Here is a 25,924-nt window from a genome sequence, read left to right on the forward strand (position 1 = left end):
CACTAGCCGTCGGGCTGTTGCCTGCGTGCTCAGTTGCGCAGCGAGCAGACGAGGCGCCGGTTGAAGCGCCGCGGCCAGCGGCGGTCGTGCCGACTGTGATCGCTCCGCCACAGCCTGAAGGAGTCGACGGGAGCATCGGGCAGCCCGGCCCACACGCCTGTACGGCGGTCGCCGCACCCGGGAACCTCGTGCGCCGCCCGAGCAGCAAGTGGGTGGCGAAAACCTTCGGGTGGAACGACGGTGGGCTGCCCGCGTTCGACTTGTGCACGCTGGTCGTCGGCGGGCAGCCGGTGACGATCGGGGTCAGCTCGCTCGCGGCTCACCCGGGAACACTCGAACGAGTCGCCAACACGCTCGGGATGTTCGAGCCTGCCGACAAGCTCGGCGGCTCGGCGCGAGATCTCGGGCCCGGCGCGCGGACCAGCGGGCGCGGGATCGTGTTCGAGACGCGCGACCGCATCGTCCGGGTCACCACCGCCTCGGGGCTCCCCGACGGCGAACTGCTCCGGGTCGCGGTCTCGGCGCGCAACGCCGTACCGCAGGTGATTCGCCCGGCTCGCCAGTCCGACGCGGCGTGTCAGCTGTCGGGCGCGATGGCCGAGCGGTTCATCGGCGTACTCGTCCAGCTTCGGCGCGACTACCGCCGCAACGGCGCAATCACCTGCATCTGGGGCACCACCGAAGCCACGGTCGCGATCGTCGAGTCCTTCAACGCCGACACGATCCCCGAGGCGAACCAGACTCCCCCACCGCGCTCGGCCCCGATCGGCCGGCCGGGCTACTACCTCCCGGCGCAGGGTGAGCTGGTTTTCCGCAACGGCCGCCGAGTGGTCCGGGTCAGCGCGCTGACCGACCCACCCCGAGAGATCCCGTTGGAGTCTCTCCTCGACATCGTCGAGCCGTTGCTCCCGTTGTTCCTCCGCTAGGCCTCGGTCGGCCAGTTCTTCGCGAGGAGGGAGCGGGTGTCCGCGAGCAGCTGCGGCAGGACCTTGGTCTGGCCGATCACCGGCATGAAGTTGGTGTCGCCGCCCCAGCGCGGGACGACGTGCTGGTGGAGGTGCGCCGCGATACCCGCGCCGGCGATCTCGCCCTGGTTCATACCGATGTTGAACCCGTGCGCCGCCGAGACCACGCGGACGGCGACCATCGCCTCCTGCGTCAGCCGCGCGACGTCGGCGACCTCCGCGGGGGTCAACTCGGTGTAGTCCGCGACGTGCCGGTACGGGACGACCATCAGGTGCCCGGGGTTGTACGGGTACAGGTTCAGTACGGCGTACGCCGCCTCCGCACGCTGCACGATCAGCCCGTCAGCATCCGGCAGCGACGGGATCCGGCAGAACGGGCACGCACCCTCGGCGTCGCTCGTCGGCTTGTTCTCCCCGGCGATGTACGCCATCCGGTGCGGCGTCCACAACCGCAGGAACGGGTCGGCGTCGCCGACCCCCACCTGCTCCACCAACTCCTCCGGCTCGTACGGCGAGACCGGAGGAGTGGCTCCGGGATCTGTCATACCTGGACGCGCTTCTGGACCGAGTCGACGATCTCGGTGATCGCGTCGGCGATCGGGACGCCGTTCTTCTGGGTGCCGTCGCGGTAGCGGAAGGAGACCGAGCCCGCGGCCATGTCCTCGTCGCCGGCGATCAGCATGTACGGGACCTTCGACTTCTGGGCGTTGCGGATCTTCTTCTGCATCCGGTCGTCCGACGCGTCGACCTCGATCCGAATACCCTGCGCCTTGAGCTGCTGGGCGATCTCGAACAGGTAGTCGACGTGCCCGTCGGTGATCGGGATGCCGATCACCTGGACCGGCGCGAGCCACGGCGGGAAGACGCCGGCGTAGTGCTCGGTCAGCACCGCGACGAACCGCTCGATCGAGCCGAACAGCGCCCGGTGGATCATCACCGGCCGCTGCCGCGAACCATCCGACGCCGTGTACTCGAGCTCGAAGCGCTCCGGCAGGTTGAAGTCGAGCTGGATCGTCGACATCTGCCAGGTGCGGCCGATCGCGTCGCGGGCCTGGACGGAGATCTTCGGGCCGTAGAACGCCGCGCCACCCGGGTCCGGGACCAGCTCGAGACCGGACGACTCCGCCACCTCGCGCAGCGTCGACGTCGCCTCCTCCCAGACCTCGTCGGAGCCGACGAACTTCTCCGGGTTCTTCGTCGACAGCTCGAGGTAGAAGTCGTCGAGGCCGTAGTCGGCGAGCAGGCCGAGCACGAAGGTGAGCAGGTTCTTCAGCTCGTCGCGCATCTGCTCGCGGGTGCAGTAGATGTGCGCGTCGTCCTGGGTGAAGCCGCGGGCCCGGGTCATGCCGTGGATGACACCGGACTTCTCCAGCCGGTACACCGTCCCGAACTCGAACAGCCGCAGCGGCAGCTCACGGTAGGACCGCCCGCGCGCGTCGAAGATCAGGTTGTGCATCGGGCAGTTCATCGGCTTCAGGTAGTAGTCCTGGCCCTGCTTGCGGATCTCGCCGTCCGGTCCGCGCTCCTCGTCGAGGTGCATGGGCGGGTACATGCCGTCGGCGTACCAGTCCAGGTGGCCCGAGGTCTCGAACAGCTGCGCCTTGGTGATGTGCGGTGAGTAGACGAACTCGTAGCCGTCCTCGACGTGGCGCTGGCGGGAGTAGTCCTCCATCACCTTGCGCAGCACGCCGCCCTTGGGGTGGAAGACCGCGAGGCCGGAGCCGATCTCGTCGGGGAAGCTGAACAGGTCGAGCTCGGTCCCGAGCTTGCGGTGGTCGCGCTTGGCGGCCTCCTCCAGCCGGGTCAGGTACGCCTTCAGCTCGTCGCGGGACTCCCACGCCGTGCCGTAGATCCGCTGGAGTTGCGGGTTCTTCTCGCTCCCCCGCCAGTACGCCGCCGCGGTGCGCATCAGCTTGAAGTTGCCCAGGTATCCGGTCGCCGGCACGTGCGGCCCGCGGCACAGGTCCTTCCAGGCGACGCTGTCGTCGCGCCGGACGTTGTCGTAGATCGTCAGCTCGCCGCCACCGACCTCCACCGAGGCGCCCTCGGCGGCGTCGGCCGCGGAGCCCTTGATCCCGATCAGCTCCAGTTTGTACGGCTCGGCGGCCAGCTCGCTGCGCGCGTCGTCGTCGGAGACCACCCGGCGGCTGAACCGCTGCCGCTCCTTGATGATCTGCTGCATCTTCTTCTCCAGCGCACCCAGGTCGTCCGGGGTGAACGGAGTCGGGACGTCGAAGTCGTAGTAGAACCCGTTCTCGACCGGCGGGCCGATGCCCAGCTTGGCCTCCGGGAACAGCTCCTGCACCGCCTGGGCCAGCACGTGCGCCGTCGAGTGCCGGATGATCGCGCGACCGTCCTCGGAACCGGCCTTGACCGGCTCGATCTCGTCAGCGTCGGCGACCACCCGGGACAGGTCCCGCAGCTCACCGTTGACCCGGGCGGCGATGGCGGAGCGGTCCTGGCCGAACAGCTCGGCGAACAGCTCCCCGATCGTCGTCGTCTCGGTCACACTCCGCTCAGCCTCGCCCTCGACGCCGATCAGATGGACCTTGACTTCCGACACGTTGCTCTCCTCGGGTCTACGTGATCGGCCCAGCTGCCGGTCACGCAGTGATGGTATCCACTTCCGCCGCAGGCCCTGACACGCCATCCACAGGCCAGGCCGCGGTCCCCCGGTCGTAGCCCCGACCTGACGAAAGTCGGGGGTCCGTCCAGCCGTTGGTCCGATGTGCCGGACCCTTCCGGATTTCTAGGTTCGAAGCACACTCCAGGAACCGGAAGGGCAGCCGTGATCACCCTCGCAGGACTCACCAAGCGCTACGGCGGAACGACCGCCGTCGACGCGCTCGACCTGACCATCTCGCCGGGCCGGGTGACCGGCTTCCTCGGTCCGAACGGCGCCGGCAAGTCCACCACGATGCGGATGATCCTCGGCCTCGACCGCCCGACCGCGGGCCAGGCGCTGGTCGACGGCCGCCCGTACGCCGACTGGCCGGTCCCGCTGGCCAAGGTCGGCGCCCTGCTGGACGCGAAGGCGCTGCACCCGCGCCGCAGCGCCCGCAACCACCTGGTCGCGATGGCCCGCAGCAACGACGTACCGGTCAGCCGGGTCGATGAGGTGCTGCGGATCGTCGGCGTCGACGAGGTCGGCGGCAAGCACGCCGGCCAGTTCTCACTCGGCATGGGCCAGCGGCTCGGGATCGCCGGCGCGCTGCTCGGCGACCCGGAGATCCTGATGTTCGACGAGCCGGTCAACGGCCTCGACCCGGACGGCGTGCGCTGGGTCCGCCAGCTGATGCGCTCGCTCGCGGCGGAGGGCCGGACCGTGTTCGTGTCCAGCCACCTGATGAGCGAGATGCAGCTGACCGCGGACCAACTGGTGGTGATCGGCCGCGGCAGGCTGATCGCCGACGCACCGATCGACCAGGTCATCGCCGGGTCGTCGCGGACCTCCGTGCACGTCACAGTCCCGGACGCGAACGCCAGAGCGGCCCTGCGCGACCGGCTGACCGCCGAGGCCGAGCAGGTCGAGTCCAGGGCCGACCAGCTCGTCGTGACCGGCGTACCGGTGGAGCGGGTCGGTGACCTCGCCTACGAGCTCGGCGTACGGGTGCACGAGCTGTCCACGAAGCAGGCCTCGCTGGAAGAGGCCTACATGGAGCTGACTGCCGACAGCGTGCAGTACGGCGTGGCGGTGGCCTGATGACCGACGCAATCCTGCACTTCACCGAGGAGCTGATGTCCTCCTGGTGGATCTACCTGGCCCTCTTCGGCTTCGCAGCGCTCGACGGGTTCTTCCCGGCGATCCCCAGCGAGACACTGGTCGTCACCGCAGGCGTCTTCGCGGCCACCGGCGAGCCCAACCTGTACGGCGTGATCGTCATCGCCGCAGCAGGAGCCTTCCTCGGCGACCACGTGTCCTACTTCCTCGGCCGGGGCGCAGGAGGCCGGCTGATCGACAGGACCAAGCCAGGAACCAAGCGGCACGCCATGACCCAGTGGGCACGCACAGCACTCGCCGAACGCGGCGGACTGGTGCTCGTGGTCGCCCGCTACATCCCCGGCGGCCGCACCGCTGTCACGCTGACCATGGGAGCCGTCCGCTACCCCGCCCGCAAGTTCTCGCTCTTCGCCGGACTCGCAGCGATCAGCTGGGGCGTCTACTGCTCGCTGGTCGGCTACATCGGCGGCAAGGCCTTCGAGGACAACCCGCTGAAGGGCGTGCTGCTCGGCATCGGACTGGCGATGGCCGTCACGCTGCTGGTCGAGGTCGTCCGGCACCAGCGCCGCAAGCGTCAAGCCCGCAAAACCCCTGAACCTCAGGTCGAGGTCGAGCTCACCACCGTAGGAGAACGATGAGTACGGCAACCATCACCGTCCACCACACGTCGACGTCCGGCGGCCTGCGCGGCGCGGTGGCGTCGGAGTGGACGAAGCTCTGGTCGGTCCGCTCGACCTGGTTGAACATGGTCGGCGCCGTTCTGCTGACCGGCCTGCTGGGACTCCAGCTCGGGTTCAGCGCGGCCTTCGAACGCGACAACCCAGCACCGGACCGCCTGCCCGCTCCGCCCGCAGAGGTCGGGGCGATGGCGGTCGGTGCGCTGATGATCGTGCAGGTGGTGATCGCGGCGTTCGCGATGGTCCCGGTGACGTCGGAGTACGCGACCGGCAGCATCCGCAGCACCGTGCAGTGGACGCCCGTACGCCGGAACGTTGTCCTCGGCAAGGCCGTCGTACTGGCCCCCGTGCTCTTCCTGTACGGCGCACTGCTCGGCCTGGTCGCAGCTGTCGGCGCTGGCCTCGCAGCCGGCCGCTGGGCCGACTGGACCGCGTCGAGGCTCGTGACGGAGCTGCTGCAGATCGGTGTCTACGCCATGCTCGCCGGGCTCTTCACAGCCGGCATCGCGTTCCTGATCCGCAACACCGCCGGCACGCTGACAGCGGCGTTCCTGCTCCTGATGGTCGTCCCGCTGATGCTCGGGCAGAGCAGCATCCGCGCGCTGCAATGGCTGGCCGCGCTGCTGCCAGGCGGCGCCGGTGAGGCGTTCCTCGGCGGTAACAGCGACCTGCTGTCACCAGCAGCCGCTCTCGGCGTACTGGTGGTGTGGGCGGTCGGTGGACTCGCGCTGGGGCTCAGAGTGCTGGAGCGGCGCGACGCCTGACCACGCAGAAGGAGGGGGCTTCCCAGCGGAAGCCCCCTCCTTTCAGCGACTCAGCGACTCAGCGCGGAACGTTGAGCGCGATCGTGATCTGCTCGGCGACCTTGGCCGCCAGCTCCAGCCCGGCACGCCGCGTGGAAGGCTGCAGCGCCGAGTGGTCCAGCGCACCCTCAGCCGCGATGTGCGGGTCGGTCGGGATGTCGACGACAGCGGCGGCGCGCGACTCGAAGTACGGGCGCAGCTGCTTCTCGACCTCCTTGTTGACGTCGCCGGGACCATTGCTGACGGCGATCACCGCGCGCCGGATCAGCCGCTGGGCCTCCGGCCCCTGGTGGTCGAGCTCCTCGAGCATCTGCACGGCGGCAGCACACGACAGGCTCTTCCACTTGATCGGGATGACCAGGGCGTCGGACGCCTTCATCGCCTCGCGCCAGTTGCTGGAGCCCTCGTTGTTGCCGGTGTCGATCACCAGCACCTTGTAGAAGCGGCTCAGCAGCCGGTGGATCTGGTCGAAGTCCTTGGCCTCGATCTGCGAGTACGTCGTGGTCGCGGACGTCAGTACGTCGTACTGGCCGGCCACCTGGTGCCGCAGGTACGCGGCGACGTCGCCGAGCCGGGCGTCCGGCTGGGTCAGCATCGGCATCGCCTGCAGCAGGTCGGTGACGGTGGAGCGGGCGTTGGTGTCGTGGGTGCGCAGGTGCATGTTGCCGCGCAGCTCGTTGTTGTCCCAGGCCACCACACCGCCACCACGCGCCTGGCCGAGCGCACCGGCCAGCAGCAGGGTGGTCGGCGTCTTGCCGGAGCCGCCCTTGGGGTTGGCCACGGTGATCGTCACCGGACGCCGGAACGCCGTCGCCGCGGTGGCGCGAGCGATCCGCTCCACCCGCTCGGAGCTGCCCGGACGCAGCCGCAGCACGCTCCGGACACCACGCTCGGCCGGAGCCTCGCGCGGCAGCGGCAGCGCCTGCATCAGCTCTTCGGCGCGATACGACACCTCGCGCTGGGGCTGCGGCGGGTGCTGGTTCGGGATGCCCTGCGGGAAGAACTGCTGGGCGGTGGGAGACAGCTGCGGCGCCTGCTGTTCGGGCTGCTCGGCCGGCTGGGTCCACGGGTCGGCAGGGGGCGGACCTGCTGCCGCAGGCGTCGCGGCCGGAGCTCCGGTGGGAGCACCACTCGCGGAGCCCGGGTTGGCGATGCTCCACGAGCTGGCCTCGCCGCTGCTCGCCTTGCTGGAGCCCCACGGGTTCGTCTCGGGCTCGGGTGTGCTCGCGCGGTGGGCGCCCGTCGTACCGGCGCTCTGCGCATCAGCACCACCACCGGCGCTGCTCGGCGTACCGGCCTCCGGCTGGCTGCTGTACGGCGTCGCCTGGCCCGGCTGGCTCGGCTTGGACCACGAGTCGCCGGGGAACTCCTGAGCCAGGGCGTCCTGGTTCTCCTCGGCGGGCTCGGTCGCCTCGGGCTCGGCCTGGGCGCCGGGGTCCGGCTGGCTCCAGGACGGCGTCGGCTGCCACATCCTCCGGACCTCGGCCGCCGCCGCTTCCCGGTCCTTGTGCTGTCCGGAGTTGTGCGAGTCGGTCACGACCTGGGTCCCCTGATTCTCTCAACGAGGCGGTGCCGCCGCCCCGGCTCTGCTGGTCCTCCCGGGCAACGGTCCCGCCGGGAAGTCCCACTATCCCATGACCAAGTGTCCATCGGGTGTCACCCGCCGGAGCGTCGGCGGCCCCTTCTGGCCACGCGACGCCAGTACCCATTGCGGCGTCAGCCAACAACGAGGTCAGTTCACCAGGCCCGCTTCGTAGGCGATGATCGCTGCCTGGACACGATTCTTCACGTCCAGCCGGGTCAGTACGGCGCTCACGTACGCCTTCACGGTGCCCTCGACGAGATACAGCCGGGCAGCGATCTCGGCGTTGGACAGCCCGGCACCGACCAGCGCTAGCACCTCGCGTTCACGTGGACTCAGTACGCCGATCTGCTCCTTCGCCTCAGCAGCCCGGGCCATCCGGCCGCCTCCACTGCCGGCACCGAGCTCGGCGATCACCCGGTGCGCGATCTTCGGCGACAGGTACGCCGCACCGTCCGCGACCGCCTTCAGTCCGGCGATCAGCTCGCGCGGGTCCCCCGACTTCAGCAGGAACCCGCTCGCGCCGTCGCCGAGCGCCTTCGCGATGTAGGCGTCCTCGGAGAACGTCGTCAGCATCACCACCGCCGTCTCCGGCGTCGTCCTGCGGATCTCCGCGCCGGCCGCGAGCCCGTCCATCCGCGGCATCCGGATGTCGAGCACCGCGACGTCGGGCCGGTGCTTCTGCACCAGCTCGACCGCCTCGGCCCCGTCGCCGGCCTCGGCGACCACGTCGATCCGGTCGTCGGAGGCAAGGATCGCCCGGACCCCGGCCCGGACCATCGCCTCGTCGTCGGCCAGCAGCACCCTGATCATCGGGATCCTTCTTCCGGTTCGGGACCGGTGGTGGTCTCCGGTGTCGGCGCGATCGATCCGGTCTGGACGATCGCCTTGGACACCAGAACGTTGTCGTGGAAGCAGAGTTGATAGGCGTAGGTGATCGAGAACGGGCCGTCGGGGCGGTAGTAGTGGCAGTTCCAGCCGTCGGGCTCGGTCGCGCGCTGCCGTGGCGGGTCGAGCATCTGCATCTTGGGGAGCACGGGGTCGACGTCGGCGCGGCTCTGGCCGATCCGGAGGGCGTCGTACTGCGTGGGCGGGAGGACGGAGTTGAAGCCGGTCACCAGGTAGTAGCCGAGGGCAATGACGCCGATCGCGGCCGCGAGTCCGGCGGGGACGAGGAGCGCGGTGACCAGGCCGCGGCGGGCTCGGCGGCGTACGAGGTCGAGCTCATCGGCAGTGGCGCTTCGGGGTGCGACGACGGGTTCGGGCCGGCCGCCGCCTCGCGGCACGCGAGCGACGACTTCGAACCCGGCCCCGGACCGTCCCGCTGTCAGCGTTCCGCCCACCAGACGCACGCGCTCTGCGAGCCCCGCAAGCCCTGTCCCGCTCGACGTGACCTCCGCTGCCTGTGTCGCACCCGTGTCCGCGACTCTCACCACGATCTCGTCCTCGCCGCGCGTCAGCGTCACAACCACCTCGGCGCCCGGCGCATGCTTGCTCGCGTTCGTCAGTGACTCCTGCACCACGCGGTGGATCGCCCGATCGACCATCGGCGACGCCTCGGCCGCGCCCTCCTGCACCAGCCGCACCGCCAGCCCTGACGCCGCCGCTCGCTCGACCAGCTCGGCAACCGACTCGTCGCTCGGTACGACGGGTGCCTGCGCCTCGGCGTCCCGCAGTACGCCGATGATCTCGCCGAGCCGCTCGGTCGCCGTCGCGGCCGCCTCGCGCAGCTCGGTCGCGGCCCGCCGGTGCCGCTCCGGCAGTTCCGCATCGACCTCGAGCGCGGCGGCGCGCAGCGCGATCAGGCTCAGCTCGTGGCCCACCGAGTCGTGCATGTCCTCAGCGATCCGAGAGCGCTCTCGCAGCCGGACCTGGTCGACCTCGAGCTGCTGCTCGCGCTCGATCCGCTCGGCGCGCTCCCATCCGGCGGTCGCCAGCAGCGCCTGCTGCGCGCGGTACCGGCCGATCAGCCACGGCATCACGGCGAACACGAGCGTGCCCAGTACGACGGCCAGCCAGCTGAGCACCGAGTCGGCCACCGACATGTCCTGAGCCAGGACCAACATCAGCGCAAGCACCAGCAGTACGGCCGCGCTCGACAAGGCGACGAAGGACCGGAGCTGCGTCTCGCGCCGCCCGGCCAGATACGCGAGCACCGAGATCGCCGGGACCAGCGCGACCGGTGTCCCGAGCGTCGCGTTCATGGTCGCACCGCCGATGATCACCGCCTCAGGCAAGATCACCGCGGAGAGCGCGATCAGCGGCCTGGCCCGCCGGAGCAGCACCGCGGCGGCCAGCAGCGCGACGCAGCCGCCCATGAACCAGTACGGATCGCCCCGGGAACCGCTCTCTGCGACCACCAGGAACGACAGGCCGGCCCACAGCCCGAAGTCACCCGCCCGCCGCCACGTCACTCTCCGACGCTACACACCGACGACGTCACCGCAGTACTGCCGAAAGTCAGTTGTCGTCGGCATCGACCAGCTGGAACGGGACGAGCGACAGGTTCGGCACGCTCTCGCCGCGCAGCCGCGCCAGGAGGAGGTCGACGGCCTGGCGACCCATCTCCTCCTGGTCCTGGCGCACATGCAGGTACGGCGTACCGGAGATCGGGTCGCCTGGGGAGTCGAAGCAGGCGATCACCGGCGCTGAGCGGCTGCCGCCCGAGACCGGTCGCGACGCAGATCCCGAAGACGCGAGCGCCCGGTCGAGCATCCGCGCCAGGTTGTACTCGCACGCGACGTACGCCGTGACCTCGGGCGACTCCGCGTGGAACGCGCGGATCGTCGCGACGTCCGCGTCCACGCTCTCCGGCGTGAACGATCCCGGCAACGTCGCCCGCAGGGTCGTGAGCTGGTGCGCCCGGAGATCGCTCGGGGAGCGCTCTCCGAAGGCCGCGCGGAACCCCTTCAGCCGCTCCTCGATGCTCGACGTGTTCAGCGGCGGCGGCGAGACGAACGCGATCTCCCGGTGCCCGCGTTCGAGCAGCCGCTCGGTCAGCGCCCGCGCCGCCGCGACGTTGTCGGTGTGCACCGCCGCCACCGGGATGCCGGACAGGTGCCGGTCGACGAGCACGATCGGGTAGCCGTCGAGCACCTGCCGGAGCAGGCTCGCGTTGTAGTAGTCGCCGTGCACCGGGAACACGATCATCCCGTCCACCTCGCCGGACGCGACGAACGCGTCGACGGCCTTCTCCTCGTCGGGCTGGCGGCCGCGCGTACGGCGTACGAGGAGGTGGACACCGTGATCGGCGCAGCGCTCCTCGATCGCGCGCAGCAGTTCCAGGCCGTACGCCTCCGACACGTCCGGTACGACGAGCCCGATCGTCCCCGGGCGCTTGCGCGCCGGCCTGGTCCTGATCCGCCCGCGCAGCGGCGTCGTGACGCCCTCCAGGTCTGGCAGGTCCTGAACGACGAAGGAGCCCTTCCCGCGGATCCGCTCGATCAGCCCCGCCTCGCGCAGCACCTCCAGCGCGCGCTTCGACGTGATCCGGCTGACCTCGAACTGCGCCGCCAGTTCCATCTCGGACGCGACCCGGTCACCGGGCCCGAGCACGCCGCTGCGGATCTCCTCCAGCACGTGCGCGCTGATCTGCTCGTAGAGCAGCGTCATCCGAACCTCCTCTCGGCGGGCAGGTTGACATACCAAAACACCCAACCTCGCTCCAGACAAGTGCCCTGTCGCATACCAACCAGTTCTGTCGGTGCCGCCGGGGAGGGTGGGCCACATGGACATCTCCGGGAAACGAGCTGTGGTCACGGGCGCCGCGGTCGGCACCGGCCGAGCGATTGCGGCCCGGCTGGCGGCGGAGGGGGCCGAGGTGACGCTCGTCGACGTCGACGACGAGCTTGGCCACGCCGCCGCCGAGGCAATCAACCATGCGGTCGCCGAGGCGATCAACCGACCTGCCGGCGGCGAGCGCTCCGGTCGCCGACCGACCGATGACTCGGCCGCCAGGTGCCCGGCCCGCTACGAACATCTCGACGTGCTCGACGACCAAGCGCTCACCGCGCTCCTCGACCGCACTCGCCCCGCCATCCTCGTCAACAACGCCGGCGGCGGAGCCGTCCTTCGACCGTGCTTCCCCGACGCCGAACCGTCCCGCTGGTCGGCATCCCTCGACCTCAACCTCCGCGCCCCGATGCTCGCCACCCAGCTCGTCCTCGAACCCATGCGCGAAGCCGGCGGCGGAGCCGTCATCAACCTCGGCTCGACCGCCGGCCGCGGGCTCGGCCCACACGTCTCCCCGGAATACAGCGCCGCGAAGGCCGCGCTGATCCGCTTCACCAGCACGCTGGCGCCGCTCCGCGAAACCCATCGCGTCCGCGTCAACTGCGTCGTCCCCGACTGGGTCGCCACCGACCGCGGCATTGCGGAGCGCGAAGCCCTCCCGCCGGCCGAGCGCGGCCCCGCCTTGATCCCCCTCCGAACCCTCACCGACGCAGTCGTCCGGCTGATCGAAGACGAGACCCTCGCCGGCCGCGTCGTCCTGCTCGACAGAGAGCGCTCCCCCGAGTTGCTCGAGCCCTAGCTGACGCCCCCGCCGACTGGCAGCATTCGCGCATGACGCGCCCGTCGGTCCCTGCCTTCGCCACCGTCCCCGTCACCCTCATCGCCCTCGCCGTCGCCGCCGTGCTCACCGCGCTGTCCGGCCGGTACGGCTACCACCGCGACGAGCTCTACTTCCGCGTCGCGGCCGACCACCTGGCCTGGGGCTACACCGACCAGCCGCCGCTCACCCCGCTGCTCGCCAAGATCTCGATCACGCTCTTCGGCGACACCCCGATGGGCCTGCGCGTCGTCGCGACACTCAGCGCGGCACTGACCGTGGTCGTCGTCGCCCTGATCGCGCGCGAGATCGCGGGAGAGCGCAACGCTCAGATCTTCGCCGCGGTCTGTACGGCGCTGTCCGGCTTCGTCCTCGGCACCGGCCACATGGTCTCCACCGCGACCTTCGACCTGCTGGCCTGGATGGTGATCGCCTTCCTGGCCCTCCGCCTGCTCCGCACCGCCGACCCGCGCTGGTGGATCGCGCTCGGCGTCACCACGGGCGTCGCGCTGGAGAACAAGTACCTCGTCGTCCTCCCGCTCGCGGCGTTGCTGATCGCCGTACTGGTCACCGGTCCGCGCAGCGTTCTGAAGACCTGGTACCTCCCCGCGGGCATCGCCGCGGCCGCGCTGATCGCTGCCCCCAACCTGATCTGGCAGGCCGCGAACGACTGGCCGCAGCTCACCGTCGCCGGCGGCATCAGCGAGGACGACGGCACCGAGAACCGGATCATGTTCATCCCGCTCCAGATCGCGCAGCTCTCCCCGTTCCTCGTCCCCGTCTGGATCGCGGGCTTCCTGCGCCTCTGGCGCGCGCCCGCGCTGCGCTGGTCGCGCCCGGTCGCGCTCTCCTACCCGATCTTGTGCGTCATCGTCCTCGCGACCGGCGGCAAGTCGTACTACGCGCTACCGCTTCTCCTGGTCCTGGTTGCCGCAGGCACCCAACCGTCGCTCGACTGGCTTCACCGCGGCCGCCAGGCAGTACGCCGTACGGTCTTCGCCGCGGCAGCCCTCCTCACCGCGATCACCTCCGCCGCGTTCACCCTGCCGGTGCTCCCCGAGTCGGCCGTCAACCTCGTTCTCCCGGTGAACGCCGAGCAGGGCGAGCAGATCGGCTGGCCCGAGCTCACCAGCGCCGTCACGACCGTCTGGCAGCAACTCCCCGCCGACGATCGCGCCCGAGCCGTCATCTTCGCGTCCAACTACGGCGAAGCCGGCGCCCTCGCCAAGTACGGGACGGACCTGCCCACGGCGTACTCGGGCCACATGAGCTACGCCGACTGGCCCGCGCCGACCGACGACCACGACGGCCCGGTCGTCGTCGTGACCCAGGAACGCGCCCCGCAGTACGAGTCGCACTTCGGCACCTGCACCGAGGCCGCCCGCGTCGACAACGGCCACGACGTCGACAACGAGGAACAAGGCGCCTACGTTCTCGTCTGCACCGGCCCGGCCAAGCCGTGGTCGCAGCTCTGGCCGGACCTGCGCCGCTTCTACTGATCGATCGGGCACCACGGCCGGGTCAGGGTGCTCTCGCGACCGGCGGGGGCACCGCAGACCAGGTTGTCCTTCGCCGTCGCCCGGCCGTCCTTGAAGGTGACGATGTAGACCGGTTTGTTGACCGGCACCCGCTGGTCGATCCGCCCGCCGAAGTCGATCGTGCCGGTGACGCCCTCGTACCGGCGCTGCTGACCCGCGTGGTCGGTGATCGACAGCAACGCCGGCCACAGCGTCGCGCTGCTGATCGCGATGTTGTTCTCGGCCAGGAACCGGACCGCCAGGACCGCGCTGTACCCGGCGTCGAAGCTCAATGCGGCGTGCCCGTCGAGCGTGCGCGACCGCTCCGGGTCGCCCTCGTAGTCGAACAGCTCCTTCAGCCGTTGGTAGAAGTTCGCCGCCGCGGGTGAGGCCGCTCCCCCGAGCTCGGGCGCGATCGCGAGCGACAGGTACTGGTACGGCACCGCGCGGTTCGCCGCACTCACCGCGCGCTCGGCGACGTGCTTGGTGACGTCGTCCCCCGCCAGCAGGTACGGCGGTTGCTTCGGGCATCGATCGGTGATGCCGTCGAGGAACGCCTGGAAGTCGACCAGCCCGCGGGCGGCGTACAGGACGGCCGCGCCCTCGGCGTCGCACGCGTCCCGGCCGGCCGCCTCCGCGTCCATCCCACCCGCGCCTTGACCGTCGGGCCGGATCTCGCTCGTCGTGACGGCGATTCCGCGCTGCGCGAGGCTCTCCTGGAGGTCGGTGGCCAGGTTCTGGCTGTAGGTGTCCTTCGGGTCGGCGGACTTGTACAGCCGCGCCCGGCGGGTGAGCCGGTGCCCGAACGCGTCCTTGCCGGAGGCCATCAACTGGTTCAGGTACGCCGCCGCGACGGCGGCTTCACGGCGGTTCTGCGGCGAGATCTGGAAGTACAGCCGCGAGGTGTCCACCATCGTGTCGGCGGTCAGAGTCGCCGCGATCGACGGGATGCCGGCCGAGGCGAGCTCCTTGACCATCGCCTGCGTCGACTCGCGGCTCTCGTGCAGCCCGGTCGCGGCGACGATGCTCGGGTCGTCCTTCATCAGCACCCGCAACCGGTCGACCACGAACTTCGTGTGACCCAGCTGCGGCCCGGCGTTCGCGATCAGCACGCGGAGCAGCGGCTCGCCGTCGCGGTTGCGGTCGAGCTGGCGGGCTTGGACGACGGCCATCCCCGCCAGTTGCTCGCGCTGCGCGGCCAGGGCGTTGTCGATCCCGACCTGGTCGGCCACGGCCGCGACGAACACCAGCGTCATCAGCGGGCGACCGGTCTCGGCGTGCACCCGGCGTACCTTCTCGTTCTGGGCGAAGATCAGGCCGCGCACGTCGTCGAACTGCGTGCTCGGCAGCAGCAGGCTGTTCGACCCGTCGGAGACGCCGACGCAGGTGCCGTCGATGCGCGCGACCGAGTCCGCGATCGGGTCCGACCCGATCCAGCTCGTCCCGTCCCGCCACTGGAACCCGTCACCGCAGCGGCGCTCGTCGTCGACCACGCCGTACGCCGTGTAACTGCCGCCGATCACCGCCAGCGCGACCAGCGCCGCCACCCCACGCGCGACCCGCGTCCGCCGCCACGGCGTCGGCGGCCGGCTCAGGAACCGCGCCGGCGGCCCCGCCGGCTCGTTCTCGTCCCGCGCGTGCACGGTGATCGGGATGATCCAGGCAACGATCTCCCGCCGCCGGCTCAACGCCTCGATCCGCTCGTTCCACCCCTGCACCAGCTCCGCCGGGGTCTTGCTCTCCAGCGACGAGTCCTCGGCCGGCGGCTCCGCCAACGGCGGCACCAGGCGGCTGGAGGTGATCAGGAGCAGCGGGTCGAATGTGCGCGTCGCGTTCCGTACGTCGGCGACGGTCCGGATCAGCGGGTAGCCGCCGTTGTCGCGCGTGATCCCGTCGAGCAGCACGATCGGGAAGGTCGTCCGGTACCTGCGAAGCAGACCGCGGCGAGGGTAAGCCTCCCGGAGATCCTGCAGGAACGCGCCGACGAGCAGCCGCGCGATCTGCCCCGGATCCTGCGAGCGCCACTGATGCGCGGTGATCCGGTACGCGAGCTCGGCGAAGCTGTCGTCGCCGCGTGGCAGGAAGTCCTGATTGCGAAACCATCGATAGCGCCCAGGGATCCGGCCGCTGTGCAGGACCCGCAAGAACCCCATCACCACGAACAGCAGCCCCGCCGCGACGAACCGCGGCAGACTCTCCACGGCGTACCGAGCAGCTGCCGCGCCGTCATCCCCCGCGGTCGCGAGCGTCCGCCGAAACATACTCCCACTGATCGCCGGCGGCCCACCTTCAGGCACCGGCACCTCGATCTTCATCAACCAGTTGACGAGAAAGAACCGCCGGAACTTGTAGCCCCCGCCGTTCCCCGTCCCCAACTGCCCGGTGACCGCCGCCAGCAACGTACGCAGCTGCTCGACGTCATCCACGTCGATCGGCGCCAGATCATGATCCGCATCCGACCGCGACGTCCGGTGCGACCCCAGATCGACATACCCGAACGGCACCGGCTTCTGCCGCCGATCCCGCGGCCGCAACTGCTCCCCGATCCCGGCCAGCAACCCCGGCCGCTGATGCAACGTCGGCTGCACACAAGCCAACATCGGCGGCGTGTCCTCCCGCCCCAACCACTTCCGCCACCGCCGATACCGCAACCGCACCAGCTCAACCAGCGCCTCGAACCCCTCGAACCCGCCCCCAGCAGCGCCCGGCACATGCCCCCCAGAAGTCATCCGCGGCAACCCTCACTGATCACCGCGCGAAACCTATCCTGCCCGGGGAGTTACCGGATAGAACGCGATTTGTTGGTGCAAAGTCCCACGGGGCGACGGCTTGCGCGTGTTCCGACCCCGCAGAGGTCCTCGTCGGCGTCGCAGTTCACGCCGCGCAACTGCGCACCCGAGGCGCCCGTGCCGCCGCCGGTCTGTCGCCTGCTTCCCGGCGTACACCTGCTGGGGTTCTGCAGTACTGATGCGGCCGACACGGCCGCTTGTGGCTGAGGCCGCACCGGCCGGGAGTTCGAGCGGGGTGGGCCCGCCCGAGCGGGGTGGGCCCGCCCGAGCGGGGTGCGCACCTTAACCCGCGGTCCCGAGCCACCGACGCCCCACGCCTCACAACAGGCCAGAGCCGCCCACGGCCGACGCCCCACAACCCGCCCCGCCACACGAGCCCCGCCACCAGACGGCGTGCCGACGCACGGTCCTCGACGCCCCGAGTGCACCACAACCCGCATGCCGCGTGGCACCGCCCGCAGGCCCTGCGGCAGCGCGTGTCCCGTGGCAGCGCGCCCGCGGCGCCCGTGCCACGTCGATCTGTCCGCTGCGTCCCGCCCTACACCCGCTGGTGTGCTGAGGTGCTGATGCGGCCGACAAGGCTGCCTGTGGCTGAGGCCCTACCGGCCGGGAGTTCTCGCCGGGGTCGGCGCCGTGGTCAGGTTGCCCGCGACAGCGAGGTCTTGCGGACCGGGAGCTCGCGGGTGGGTTGCTCCGGAGGTCGACCGCCGCGCCGAGCAAAGCGAAGGCGCCGGCAGACCACCTCAGCCAGGCACCGCCGAGCGAAGCGAAGGCGCAACCCTGCAGGCACCCTCAGCCAGGCACCGCCGAGCGAAGCGAAGGCTTACCCGGAAGGCGGCCTCAGCCAGGCACCGCCGAGCGAAGCGAAGGCGCAGGGGGTGCGGGTGGCGAAGCCCCCGCTCGCGGCAAGCGAAGCGCAGCCGCACCAAATGACACAGGCGACCTGGTCCGCGCTTTCCGCGGACACAGATCGCCTATCGACTGTGTGGACGATACTGGGATCGAACCAGTGACCTCTTCCGTGTCAGGGAAGCGCGCTACCGCTGCGCCAATCGTCCAGGTGTTGAGTTGTTCAGAGGTGGAGACGGGATTCGAACCCGTGTACACGGCTTTGCAGGCCGTTGCCTCGCCTCTCGGCCACTCCACCAGGTGAGAAAGCTGGCCTGCCGGATACCCTCTCCGAGCGGACGACCGGGTTCGAACCGGCGACCTCAACCTTGGCAAGGTTGCGCTCTACCAACTGAGCTACGTCCGCGTTGCGACCGGTTTTTCGTTCCCCGGCGCGAGAAGAACAGTAGCCCATCCAGGCGGGAGAACAAAAATCGGGGTACCCCTTCGTCACCCTGCGTTCACCGCTTGATCACGCCGGTCACGCCGAAATCCCAACGGTGTAAGACGAATCGACGTACCGAGAGCTACTGTGTGGGCCGTTGGAAGGAGCAGGAATGATCGTCTGGCTCAACGGGGCCGTACTGCCGGACCCGGCGTCGTCGGGGTTGTCGGTGCTGGATCACGGGCTGACCACGGGTGACGGTGTCTTCGAGACGCTGAAGATCGTCGACGGGCAGCCGTTCGCGGTGACCAAGCATCTGGAGCGGCTGGTCCGCTCCGCGACCGGGCTGGGGCTGCCGTCGCCGGATGTCGCCCAGGTCGAGGACGCGATCGCGACCGTGGTGAAGGCCGACCCGGACATCGCGTTCGGCCGGCTGCGGATCACCTACACCGGCGGCGTCTCGCCGCTGTCGTCGGATCGCGGCACGACCGGCCCGACGCTCGTCGTCGCCTCGCAGGCGATCACCGCGCCGGCGCCGACCTCGGCGATCGTCACGGTCCCGTGGGTCCGCAACGAGCGGAGCGCGGTCGCCGGGCTGAAGACCACGTCGTACGCCGAGAACGTCCGCGCCCTCGCCTACGCGAAGGAGCGCGGCGCCAGCGAGGCGATCTTCGCGAACACCGTCGGCGATCTGTGCGAGGGCACCGGTTCGAACATCTTCTGCGTGTACGACGGCGAGCTCGTCACGCCGACGCTCGAGTCGGGTGCGCTGGCCGGTGTCACCCGCGGGCTGGTGATCGCATGGTTCGGCGCGGTCGAGCGCGACCTACCGCTCGCGAAGCTGGCCGAGGCGGACGAGATCTTCCTCACCTCCACGACCCGCGACGTGCAGGCGATCCACCGCGCCGACGAGCGCGACCTGGCCGCGCCGGGCGAGGTCACTGCCGCGGTCGCGAAGGTGTTCGCCGAGCGCTCGGCGGAGGACGTCGACCCGTAGGCCGATCGCCGTACAGGCGGAACGAGAAGCCGCGCCGGTGTCAGCACCGGCGCGGCTTCGTCGCGTACGTCGTACGAGGAGCTGCTACTCCCCCGACGCCTTGCGGCGTTCCCGGTACGCGGCGACGTGCAGGCGGTTGCCGCAGGTGCGCGCGTCGCAGTACCGCTTCGACCGGTTCCGCGACAGGTCGATCAACGCGTCGTCGCAGTCCGGCGCCTCGCAGCGGCGGAGCCGTTCGCGTTCACCGGCCGAGATCACCTGGGCGAGCGCGATCCCGCACTCGACCGTGATCCGGCAGGTCAGCGACGCGCCGTCGCGCGAGTAGTGGATGTGCCACGGGTGACCGTCGTGGTTGGTCAGCCGCGGCGTCGTCGTACCGCGCGCGACGATCGCGTTGATCATCGCCGCCGCCTCCGCGTCCGAACCGGTCGTGAACACCGGCGAGAACAACGGCCGCAGATCCCGGACCTCCTGCAGGTCCGTCTCGGTGAGCGTCCCGACCGCGCTGAACTCACGCTCCTGGACGAACTTCTCCAGATCCTCGAGCGAGTCCATCGTGTCGACCTGGCTGTTCGGCCCGGGCAGCGTGTTCACCAGCCGGACCAGCGTGCCGAGCGCGTGCTCGGTGTCGTGCGAGAAAGTCACAATCACGTCTCCAACGCGACGGGGTCTCCGTCCTGCAGCAAGAGTAGCCCGGCCGGTTTCGTACGTCGCCGTTCCATGCGCTATGGTTTCTCCCGAGCAACACCAGCAACACAAACCGACGGGCGATTGGCGCAGTGGTAGCGCGCTTCGTTCACACCGAAGAGGTCACTGGTTCGAACCCAGTATCGCCCACGTCAAGAACACGCAGGTCAGAGCGGGAACCCGGCGGAAGCCAGGTCCCCGCTCTTCTCGTTTCAGTCCACTTCGGGCAGCGAAAAGGCAGCGAGAGCGCCTAGGACCCTCTCCTGAGAGCCTCCCTGCACGTGCGTGTAGATCATCAGCGTCGTCGATCGCCCGCGAGTTGGTCCGCGAACTCCTCAAGCGCTCCCACAAACCCACCCCGGCCCTAACCGCCGTCGCAACCCGCGCAGGAGTCCTCGCGTGACTAACAAAACCCTCTACATCGTCGTCTGTGGCGCACCGCTCGCCTCCCGCACCACAGACGGCGTCGAGTTCGCCCGAGCTAATGACTGGGAGCCGTACGTCATCCCCACCGATGCGGCCATGTCCTGGCTTGCGGGCCAGGATCTAGAGGGGGTCCCCCTCATCACAGGCAACCGCAAGCCCGACGAACCGAAGCGCATCCCGCTGGCCGAGGCAATGATAGTCGCCCCCATGACGTTCAACACTCTCAATGCGTGGGCCAATGGCAACGCGACGACCTACCCGCTAACCACACTCTGCGCGGCCCTGGGCTCACGAACGCCAACTGTGGCTGTTCCGTTCGCCAAGCACGATCTGGCGGGTCATCCGGCTTGGCTCGCGTCTATGGCCGTATTGCGATACGCGGGAGTACCGCTAATTGACCCTCATGACGGAGGAGCAGCGTCTGTGGAACCAGTCGCATCCGGAACCGGCGAGCAGGTAGCTCGTCAGTTCGAATGGGCCTGGGCAATTCAGCGCATCGCTTGACGACCTGACGGATCCACACGCGGGCACGGAGACAAGCGAGGCGGAAGGCAATAGGCTCCCGCCTATGGACACTGACGCGTTGAAAGGGGCCGCCTGTCACGCCTTAGGTCTGACGATCGTTGCCGATCTGAAGCCGGGCGGACAGAAGACGGTTCATCGCGTACAGCAGGGGGATAACGAGCGCGTCTTGAAGCTCGTTCGGCTCGGAGCTTCCGACCCGAACGGGCTTGAGCGTGCGAAGCGTGAAGTACACCTGCTCGCACAAACCAATCATCCGAATGTTGTAAAAGTCGAATCCGATCTGATCGAGATCGGCAATCCAGCCGAGGGCGCCGCATGGCTGGAGGAGTACCTGGACGGAGCAGACCTCAGTGATTATCTGGGGTCGTCGTGGACGTGCCATGAAATCCACGAGCTTGGCTCACAAGTTTCGGCGGGTATCGGCGCCTTGCACGACCAAGGCGTGGTGCATCGCGATCTAAGCGCAAACAACATTCGACGGCTGTCCAGTGGAGAGTACAAGGTGATGGATCCAGGATTCGCAAAGCATACCCTCCGGACGGGCATCACCGTTGGCGGGCAGCCAGGAACCCCCGGATTCATGACACCCGAGCATTTGCAAGCCTATTCGGGTCCGACCCCGGCATCCGATGTATTTGCTATCGGAGCTCTGATGTACGCCGCAGGCACCGGCGACGTCCCGGTCCCCTGGAAGGGTGACGATGCAGAGTATATTGCCAGACTCGCGTCTTGCTCGTTTGAATCATTCGCGAGTAAGAGGCAAGATTGCCCATCAGGCCTGAGTGGTGTAATTGATCGAGCGCTCCACAGGCAACCAGCCCGACGCTATCGAAACGCAAACGCCTTAGCTAAAGCATTGGCCGGTACACAATGACCATTCTGATAGAGGACACGGTACGCAACAATCTTGCAAGTTGGGCAGAGCGAGCGGTAAGTGGCGGGTACGCTTCCGGTGTCATAATCTCACCCTTCGCCTCACCAGTGCACGGCACACGATACAGAAGCGATATCGAGAAGACTATCGAGCGCATCTATAACAGCGGTGGCGAGGTCTGGTTTAACCCGACGACTCACGCATTGCAAATGCCTCAAGTTGGCGATTTTAGATATTATGACGAGTGGGCTCTTTGGCAGACGCCAGCGGCGCGCAACGCGCTCAACGATGAAGCTCAGATGCGCGACCATATCTCGCGCGTTTATGACGCTCAGCGACGCTTGGGATCCCGACTCCTAGCACCAACGATGCATCTACACACCGCCCAGAGCGCCAGCAGCGAGCGCGCTGTACAACTGAGCACTCTCGCCCTGGAAGAGGCGGGCACTGATCAGGTGTGGCTTTCGATTGCTGGTGACTTGCATTTCTGGTCAGCAGGGAACGACCTCGATACGCATATAGGCGAGCTGAGCCAACTGGAACCCGCGGGTTGGTTCATTACAGTCACCAGACCCCAGGCCGCCATCCCGGTTCAGGCAGCACCGGACGAAATCGCGGGCCTTATGCGCACGGTCTACGCGTTGAGTCAAGATTTCGAGGTTATTGTCGGCCACGGTGATTTCGCCGGCCTGCCAGCCATAGCGGCTGGGGCGCGCCAGCTTGGCTCAGGTTGGGATGTGCGCCAACGAGTTTGCGCCTACTCAGATTTCATGGCTCGTCCGCCGACAGAAGAGGGTGGCGGCGGGCAATGGTATGCGCGCCCATCACTCGAATCGCTGGTAGGCAACCTTTCCGGAAACGAATACAAGATCCTTGTCGATCAAAACCCAACTCTTGCGCAGCAGTTGACCCGAGGTGAAATACCCAGCGGAACCGAGAATGCGTTCCGGCACCACGCCCAGGTCCTCAACACGATCACCTCACATCTCGCACAATTTTCGGGTGCTGACCGGGTGATGGCGTTGAGGCAGCGCTACGCTACCGCGCAAGCAAACTGGCAAACGGTCCGGGACATCACGGGCTGCGTGGGAACCGCAGCACAATGGATTGACCCACTTATTCAAGGTTTGGACAAGTTCGTCGCCGAAGAAGGCTGGTAGCCCTGCAAAGCGGCGAGAAGGTGCTCGAACCCTAGTAGTCTGCGAACCGAGTTGAGCTTTCGCGGCGATGGCTTACGAAGCCACTTGCCATCGATCATCAGCCCGGCCTGATCGTCGTCGACTCGCTGGAGTGCGGCCCGCCCCGCCTTCTCGCCAACCTCCCCCAGCACAAGGACGTAGTTACTGGTCCAAGTTCTGTAGCCGCGCGCTTGCCGAACGGCTCGCTTCCAGTCGCGAAGCTTGGCCTCGACCGCGTACAGCGTGCCCCCTGGCGTCAGGGCAGGGTTTCTCCGGTAGAGGCCACTCGGCGTTCTTGCCACGGCCCCTTGCCGCGTGAGATTCGCGAGGCGCTTGCCGACCGCCTTCTCGCCCATATGCAGTTCGGACGCCAAGCTGTCCACCGATCGGGGCCGCGCAGGATAGAGACTCGCGACAATGCTGCAGTCCAACTCACTCAGGATCGGCGGCACTTCGCAAGACAATCTCGCAGACAACTGCTTTGCACCACCAACAACCGCAAGGAAGTCGGGAACTCCGATCGGGCCAGCCATCTCAGGCACCAAGAGAACGCCGACCGATGCACCTGGAAGGGTGCTGGCAGCATGTTCGGCAGCGGGATAGAGAGTCATCTCCTGTACTGCGACAAATCGACGGCCAGGACGGCTACGTGATGTCTGGTGCACGTCGATGTGGGCCACGATCGAGACTGTGCCAGACGGCACCGACGCTCAGCGAAGGCGCTTCCGAAGAGTGTGACAGCGCTCACATCGAGGATACTGTCCCCTCAGCCTCTGGAGGCGGATGCCGGGCAGCTAAAAGGCAGCACGCCACGGGACACTGGTTGCACACCGCCCAGTACGGCTGCAGCGCAACCGCCGGGCAGATGCCGAAGGGGATCGACTGGTACAACGGATCCGCCTTCACACCGAAGAGGTCGCTGGTTCGAACCCAGTATCGCCCACGTCATCGGCGGCCGCTCGTATCCACGGAAAGCGTGACGGCCGCTTCCGCCATTTGTGCGGCTGCGCTTCGCTTGCCGCGTTGCGGGGGCTTCGCCACCCGCATCCCCTGCGCCTTCGCTTCGCTCGGCGGCTGCGGCTGAGGTGGTCTGCCGGGGTGGCCTTCGCTTCGCTCGGCAAAGCCTGGCTGAGGCCAGCTGCAGGTTGGGCCTTCGCTTCGCTCGGCAGTTATCCCACCGAAGACCTCCCGTCCTCAACCAGGCCAGCTCGCCCACGCACTCCCGGCCGAGGCGGCCTCAACCACAAGCAACGTTCGCGGCCGCATCAGCACCTCAGAAGCTCAGGAAGATAGTCCGGACCTCACCTCATTCGGCTGATGGTGAGCGCAGCGGGCCTTCGCTGCGCTCGGTCGGGTGATGGTCTGCGGCGTCTTCCGCCTCTACGGCGGCACGACTTCCACCGGCAGCCCACCGTATGTCGGGACCTCGATCAGCAAGACGGGACCCCGGACACGTCGTGCCATGTCCGAGGTCCCTAGAAGGTGTTCAAGGCCCCCGCTGCTGGCCGGGGCTCCACGCCCGCCCGGCGGTCAGGCGGCTTCGAGGACCTCTGCCAACTCGTCGTCGGTGACGGTGAACTCGGTGGTCCGCGCGCATCACAAACAACCGATCGGCCGCCCCGGCACTTCAGTTGCTCAGGGCGCCTTCGGGGCCCAGTCCAAGCCCGGCGGGTTGCCCGTGCCATCACCAGGGATGGGCGCGGTCAGCGCGCTCACAGCGGCGCCATCGGGCGTGTACGCGCGGACGACCCGGCGCTCGTCGAACGGTCCCTCGCCGGGAAGGTAGTTGGGGTACGCCTCCAGCGTGGCGATCTTCTTGCCGTTGGGCGACCACGCGACGCCGGTCAGGTCGTGGGCCGTCGGGTTGGCGGCGTGGCTGACACGAGCAGGTGTGCCGGCGCCGTTGCGCGGCAACGTCACCAGCTCGGTGCGCGCGGCGTCGTACTTGTTGGTGACGAAGGCGATCGTCTTCGAGTCCGGCGACCAGTCCGGGTACTCGTTGTTCGACCCAGCGGTGCCGGCGAAGACCGTGTGGAGCCCGGTGCCGTCCGGCTTCACCGTGGTGATCGAGCGCGCGTCGTTCTCGTAGTACAGGTGCGTGACGAAGGCGATGCGAGTGCCGTCAGGCGCGTACGCCGGTTGTTCGGCGATCAGGGTGCCGGAGTGCCAGACGACCGTGCGGACGCCGGTGCTGACCACGACGCGGTACAGGCTGCGGCCTTCGGCGTACACGATGGAGGCTCCGTCGGGCGCCCAGGTGAGAGTGCGGTCGGTGAAGTCCTGGGAGAACTCGGCGACGACCGTCTCGGTACCGGTGGACAGGGTGCGGACGTAGAGGCGCTCGACCCAGATGTCGGTGCCGGGGCGGGCTTCCTCGTCGCGGAAGTAGGCGACGCGCGTGCCGTCGGGTGAGTACTTCGGGTTCTGGCCGACGCCGAGGAAGACGTACGACGCGGCGTTCGGCAGTTGCGTCACCATCGTCGTGAACTGCTGCGAGAAGACGAGATAGCCGTTCTTCGGCGCCGCTGCTTGGGCTGGTAGCGCGGTCGTTGTCAGCACGATCGCAAAAAGCGCAGCCAGGACTGATCTGAGTTTCATCTGCTCCCCCACGGAACGTCAGCGCGCGTGGTCCCCCCACGCCTCCCCGGGCACGGTACGGAGCGCCGATCAAGACGACAAGGGTTCAGCTGGGTGGGCGGATGATGCGTTGCTCGATGGCGCGGGCGACGGCCGCGGCGCGGGTGTCGACCTCGAGCTTGGTGTAGATGTGGGAGAGGTGCGACTTCACCGTTGCCTCGCTGACGAAGAGGCGGCGGGCGATCTCGCGGTTGGCGGCGCCGGTGGCGAGCAGGCCGAGGATCTCGACCTCGCGTTCGGTGAGCTGAGGGCCGGTACGGCGGATCAGGCGCGCCGCGACGGCCGGCGCGAGGACGGTCTCGCCGCGGGCTGTGCCGCGGATGGCGCGGAAGAGTTCGTCGGGTGGGGCGTCTTTGAGGAGGTAGCCGGAGGCGCCCGCGTCGATGGCGCTGGTGATGTCGGCCTCGGTGTCGTACGTGGTGAGGACGAGGATGTGCGGCGGCTCCGGGAGCGCTCGCAAACTCGCTGTGACCTCCGCACCGCCGGGCCCGTCGCCCAGGTTCAGATCCATCAGTACGACGTCCGGCCGGATCGCCGCCACCAACTGTACGGCGCTGTGCGCGTCGGAAGCCTCGCCGACGACGGACAGGTCCTCCTGGCCCTCGACCAGCGCCCGCATCCCCGCCCGTACGACGGGGTGGTCGTCGACCAGCGCGACCCGGATCACGCGCGCACCCAGCCGGCGCCGCCGGAATCGCAGGGACGCCCCCGGCGCGGAAGCCCG

General features: G+C 68.7%; 21 protein-coding genes and 4 tRNA genes. 11 read left to right on the forward strand and 14 right to left on the reverse strand.

Going from position 1 to position 25,924, the window contains the following annotated elements; translation table 11 throughout:
* Nucleotides 1-212 precede the first annotated feature (212 nt).
* Nucleotides 213-926, forward strand: coding sequence for a hypothetical protein (locus ACZ6Z4_RS10755; RefSeq protein ID WP_465561297.1), 714 nt, complete (start codon nt 213-215; stop codon nt 924-926).
* On the opposite strand, the gene ACZ6Z4_RS10760 is transcribed toward ACZ6Z4_RS10755, so the two are convergent.
* On the reverse strand, nt 923-1,510 hold the full coding sequence (locus tag ACZ6Z4_RS10760; protein WP_465561300.1) for an HIT family protein: 588 nt from the start codon (nt 1,508-1,510) through the stop codon (nt 923-925). The two genes, ACZ6Z4_RS10755 and ACZ6Z4_RS10760, sit on opposite strands and share 4 nt — an antisense overlap.
* A complete protein-coding gene (gene thrS / locus ACZ6Z4_RS10765; protein ID WP_465561305.1) occupies nt 1,507-3,528 on the reverse strand; it encodes a threonine--tRNA ligase in 2,022 nt (673 codons plus the stop codon). Before thrS ends, ACZ6Z4_RS10760 begins: the two co-directional genes overlap by 4 nt.
* A gap of 225 nt (nt 3,529-3,753) precedes the next feature.
* Between thrS and ACZ6Z4_RS10770 the strand changes: the two genes are divergently transcribed.
* The 3 genes from ACZ6Z4_RS10770 to ACZ6Z4_RS10780 are packed head-to-tail and all read left to right on the forward strand — an operon-like array spanning nt 3,754 to nt 6,127.
* On the forward strand, nt 3,754-4,668 hold the full coding sequence (locus tag ACZ6Z4_RS10770; RefSeq protein ID WP_465561308.1) for an ATP-binding cassette domain-containing protein: 915 nt from the start codon (nt 3,754-3,756) through the stop codon (nt 4,666-4,668).
* Nucleotides 4,668-5,324: a DedA family protein gene (locus ACZ6Z4_RS10775; RefSeq protein WP_465561312.1), complete on the forward strand. Its 657-nt coding sequence runs from the start codon at nt 4,668-4,670 to the stop codon at nt 5,322-5,324. Before ACZ6Z4_RS10770 ends, ACZ6Z4_RS10775 begins: the two co-directional genes overlap by 1 nt.
* The gene (locus ACZ6Z4_RS10780; protein WP_465561315.1) at nt 5,321-6,127 is read left to right on the forward strand and encodes an ABC transporter permease; all 807 of its coding nucleotides are present in this window, start codon (nt 5,321-5,323) and stop codon (nt 6,125-6,127) included. Before ACZ6Z4_RS10775 ends, ACZ6Z4_RS10780 begins: the two co-directional genes overlap by 4 nt.
* A gap of 58 nt (nt 6,128-6,185) precedes the next feature.
* Here the strand turns inward: ACZ6Z4_RS10780 and ACZ6Z4_RS10785 are convergent, their stop codons facing one another.
* The 4 genes from ACZ6Z4_RS10785 to ACZ6Z4_RS10800 all read right to left on the reverse strand — a co-directional run bounded on the left by ACZ6Z4_RS10785 (nt 6,186) and on the right by ACZ6Z4_RS10800 (nt 11,360).
* Entirely contained in the window at nt 6,186-7,703 is a 1,518-nt protein-coding gene (locus ACZ6Z4_RS10785; protein ID WP_465561319.1) for a MinD/ParA family ATP-binding protein, read from the reverse strand.
* Between the two features lie 195 nt (nt 7,704-7,898).
* Nucleotides 7,899-8,561: a response regulator gene (locus tag ACZ6Z4_RS10790; protein WP_465561322.1), complete on the reverse strand. Its 663-nt coding sequence runs from the start codon at nt 8,559-8,561 to the stop codon at nt 7,899-7,901.
* Nucleotides 8,558-10,162, reverse strand: a complete 1,605-nt coding sequence (locus tag ACZ6Z4_RS10795) for a sensor histidine kinase (protein ID WP_465561325.1) — start codon at nt 10,160-10,162, stop codon at nt 8,558-8,560. Before ACZ6Z4_RS10795 ends, ACZ6Z4_RS10790 begins: the two co-directional genes overlap by 4 nt.
* A gap of 46 nt (nt 10,163-10,208) precedes the next feature.
* Nucleotides 10,209-11,360 (reverse strand): GntR family transcriptional regulator, encoded by a 1,152-nt coding sequence (locus tag ACZ6Z4_RS10800; protein WP_465561328.1) that lies wholly within the window; start codon nt 11,358-11,360, stop codon nt 10,209-10,211.
* 115 nt (nt 11,361-11,475) lie between these two features.
* Here ACZ6Z4_RS10800 and ACZ6Z4_RS10805 point away from each other — a divergent pair, with 115 nt between their 5' ends.
* Together ACZ6Z4_RS10805 and ACZ6Z4_RS10810 are read left to right on the forward strand one after the other, a co-directional pair.
* Nucleotides 11,476-12,279: an SDR family NAD(P)-dependent oxidoreductase gene (locus tag ACZ6Z4_RS10805; RefSeq protein ID WP_465561331.1), complete on the forward strand. Its 804-nt coding sequence runs from the start codon at nt 11,476-11,478 to the stop codon at nt 12,277-12,279.
* 32 nt (nt 12,280-12,311) lie between these two features.
* Nucleotides 12,312-13,796: an ArnT family glycosyltransferase gene (locus ACZ6Z4_RS10810; RefSeq protein ID WP_465561334.1), complete on the forward strand. Its 1,485-nt coding sequence runs from the start codon at nt 12,312-12,314 to the stop codon at nt 13,794-13,796.
* On the opposite strand, the gene ACZ6Z4_RS10815 is transcribed toward ACZ6Z4_RS10810, so the two are convergent.
* From ACZ6Z4_RS10815 to ACZ6Z4_RS10830, 4 genes are all read right to left on the reverse strand, one after another.
* Nucleotides 13,790-16,543 (reverse strand): type 1 periplasmic-binding domain-containing protein, encoded by a 2,754-nt coding sequence (locus ACZ6Z4_RS10815; protein WP_465561337.1) that lies wholly within the window; start codon nt 16,541-16,543, stop codon nt 13,790-13,792. The genes ACZ6Z4_RS10810 and ACZ6Z4_RS10815 overlap by 7 nt on opposite strands.
* Nucleotides 16,544-17,589: 1,046 nt before the next feature.
* Nucleotides 17,590-17,661 (reverse strand) — tRNA-Val (locus ACZ6Z4_RS10820).
* 18 nt (nt 17,662-17,679) lie between these two features.
* Nucleotides 17,680-17,750, reverse strand: a tRNA-Cys gene (locus ACZ6Z4_RS10825).
* A 35-nt stretch (nt 17,751-17,785) separates the two neighbouring features.
* Nucleotides 17,786-17,858, reverse strand: a tRNA-Gly gene (locus tag ACZ6Z4_RS10830).
* A 190-nt stretch (nt 17,859-18,048) separates the two neighbouring features.
* Here ACZ6Z4_RS10830 and ACZ6Z4_RS10835 point away from each other — a divergent pair.
* Nucleotides 18,049-18,873 (forward strand): aminotransferase class IV, encoded by an 825-nt coding sequence (locus ACZ6Z4_RS10835; RefSeq protein ID WP_465561341.1) that lies wholly within the window; start codon nt 18,049-18,051, stop codon nt 18,871-18,873.
* Between the two features lie 84 nt (nt 18,874-18,957).
* Here the strand turns inward: ACZ6Z4_RS10835 and ACZ6Z4_RS10840 are convergent, their stop codons facing one another.
* Entirely contained in the window at nt 18,958-19,518 is a 561-nt protein-coding gene (locus tag ACZ6Z4_RS10840) for a CGNR zinc finger domain-containing protein (protein ID WP_363674252.1), read from the reverse strand.
* Nucleotides 19,519-19,638: 120 nt separating this feature from the next.
* Between ACZ6Z4_RS10840 and ACZ6Z4_RS10845 the strand changes: the two genes are divergently transcribed.
* The 4 genes from ACZ6Z4_RS10845 (at nt 19,639) to ACZ6Z4_RS10860 (ending at nt 22,545) form a co-directional block, all read left to right on the forward strand.
* A tRNA-Val gene (locus ACZ6Z4_RS10845) sits at nt 19,639-19,710 on the forward strand.
* A gap of 249 nt (nt 19,711-19,959) precedes the next feature.
* Nucleotides 19,960-20,490, forward strand: a complete 531-nt coding sequence (locus ACZ6Z4_RS10850) for a flavoprotein (RefSeq protein WP_465561345.1) — start codon at nt 19,960-19,962, stop codon at nt 20,488-20,490.
* Nucleotides 20,491-20,554: 64 nt separating this feature from the next.
* On the forward strand, nt 20,555-21,385 hold the full coding sequence (locus ACZ6Z4_RS10855) for a serine/threonine protein kinase (protein WP_465561348.1): 831 nt from the start codon (nt 20,555-20,557) through the stop codon (nt 21,383-21,385).
* Nucleotides 21,382-22,545, forward strand: a complete 1,164-nt coding sequence (locus tag ACZ6Z4_RS10860) for a hypothetical protein (RefSeq protein ID WP_465561351.1) — start codon at nt 21,382-21,384, stop codon at nt 22,543-22,545. Before ACZ6Z4_RS10855 ends, ACZ6Z4_RS10860 begins: the two co-directional genes overlap by 4 nt.
* Here ACZ6Z4_RS10860 and ACZ6Z4_RS10865 read toward each other — a convergent pair.
* The 3 genes from ACZ6Z4_RS10865 to ACZ6Z4_RS10875 form a co-directional block, all read right to left on the reverse strand.
* A complete protein-coding gene (locus ACZ6Z4_RS10865) occupies nt 22,506-23,243 on the reverse strand; it encodes a hypothetical protein (RefSeq protein ID WP_465561354.1) in 738 nt (245 codons plus the stop codon). The genes ACZ6Z4_RS10860 and ACZ6Z4_RS10865 overlap by 40 nt on opposite strands.
* A 955-nt stretch (nt 23,244-24,198) precedes the next feature.
* Nucleotides 24,199-25,122, reverse strand: a complete 924-nt coding sequence (locus tag ACZ6Z4_RS10870) for a TolB family protein (protein ID WP_465561357.1) — start codon at nt 25,120-25,122, stop codon at nt 24,199-24,201.
* Nucleotides 25,123-25,246: 124 nt separating this feature from the next.
* Nucleotides 25,247-25,867 carry a response regulator gene (locus tag ACZ6Z4_RS10875; RefSeq protein WP_465561360.1) on the reverse strand — a complete coding sequence of 207 codons (621 nt, stop codon included), beginning with the start codon at nt 25,865-25,867 and terminating at the stop codon, nt 25,247-25,249.
* Between the last annotated feature and the right edge of the window lie 57 nt (nt 25,868-25,924).

This window comes from Kribbella sp. NPDC104740 (assembly GCF_055583505.1).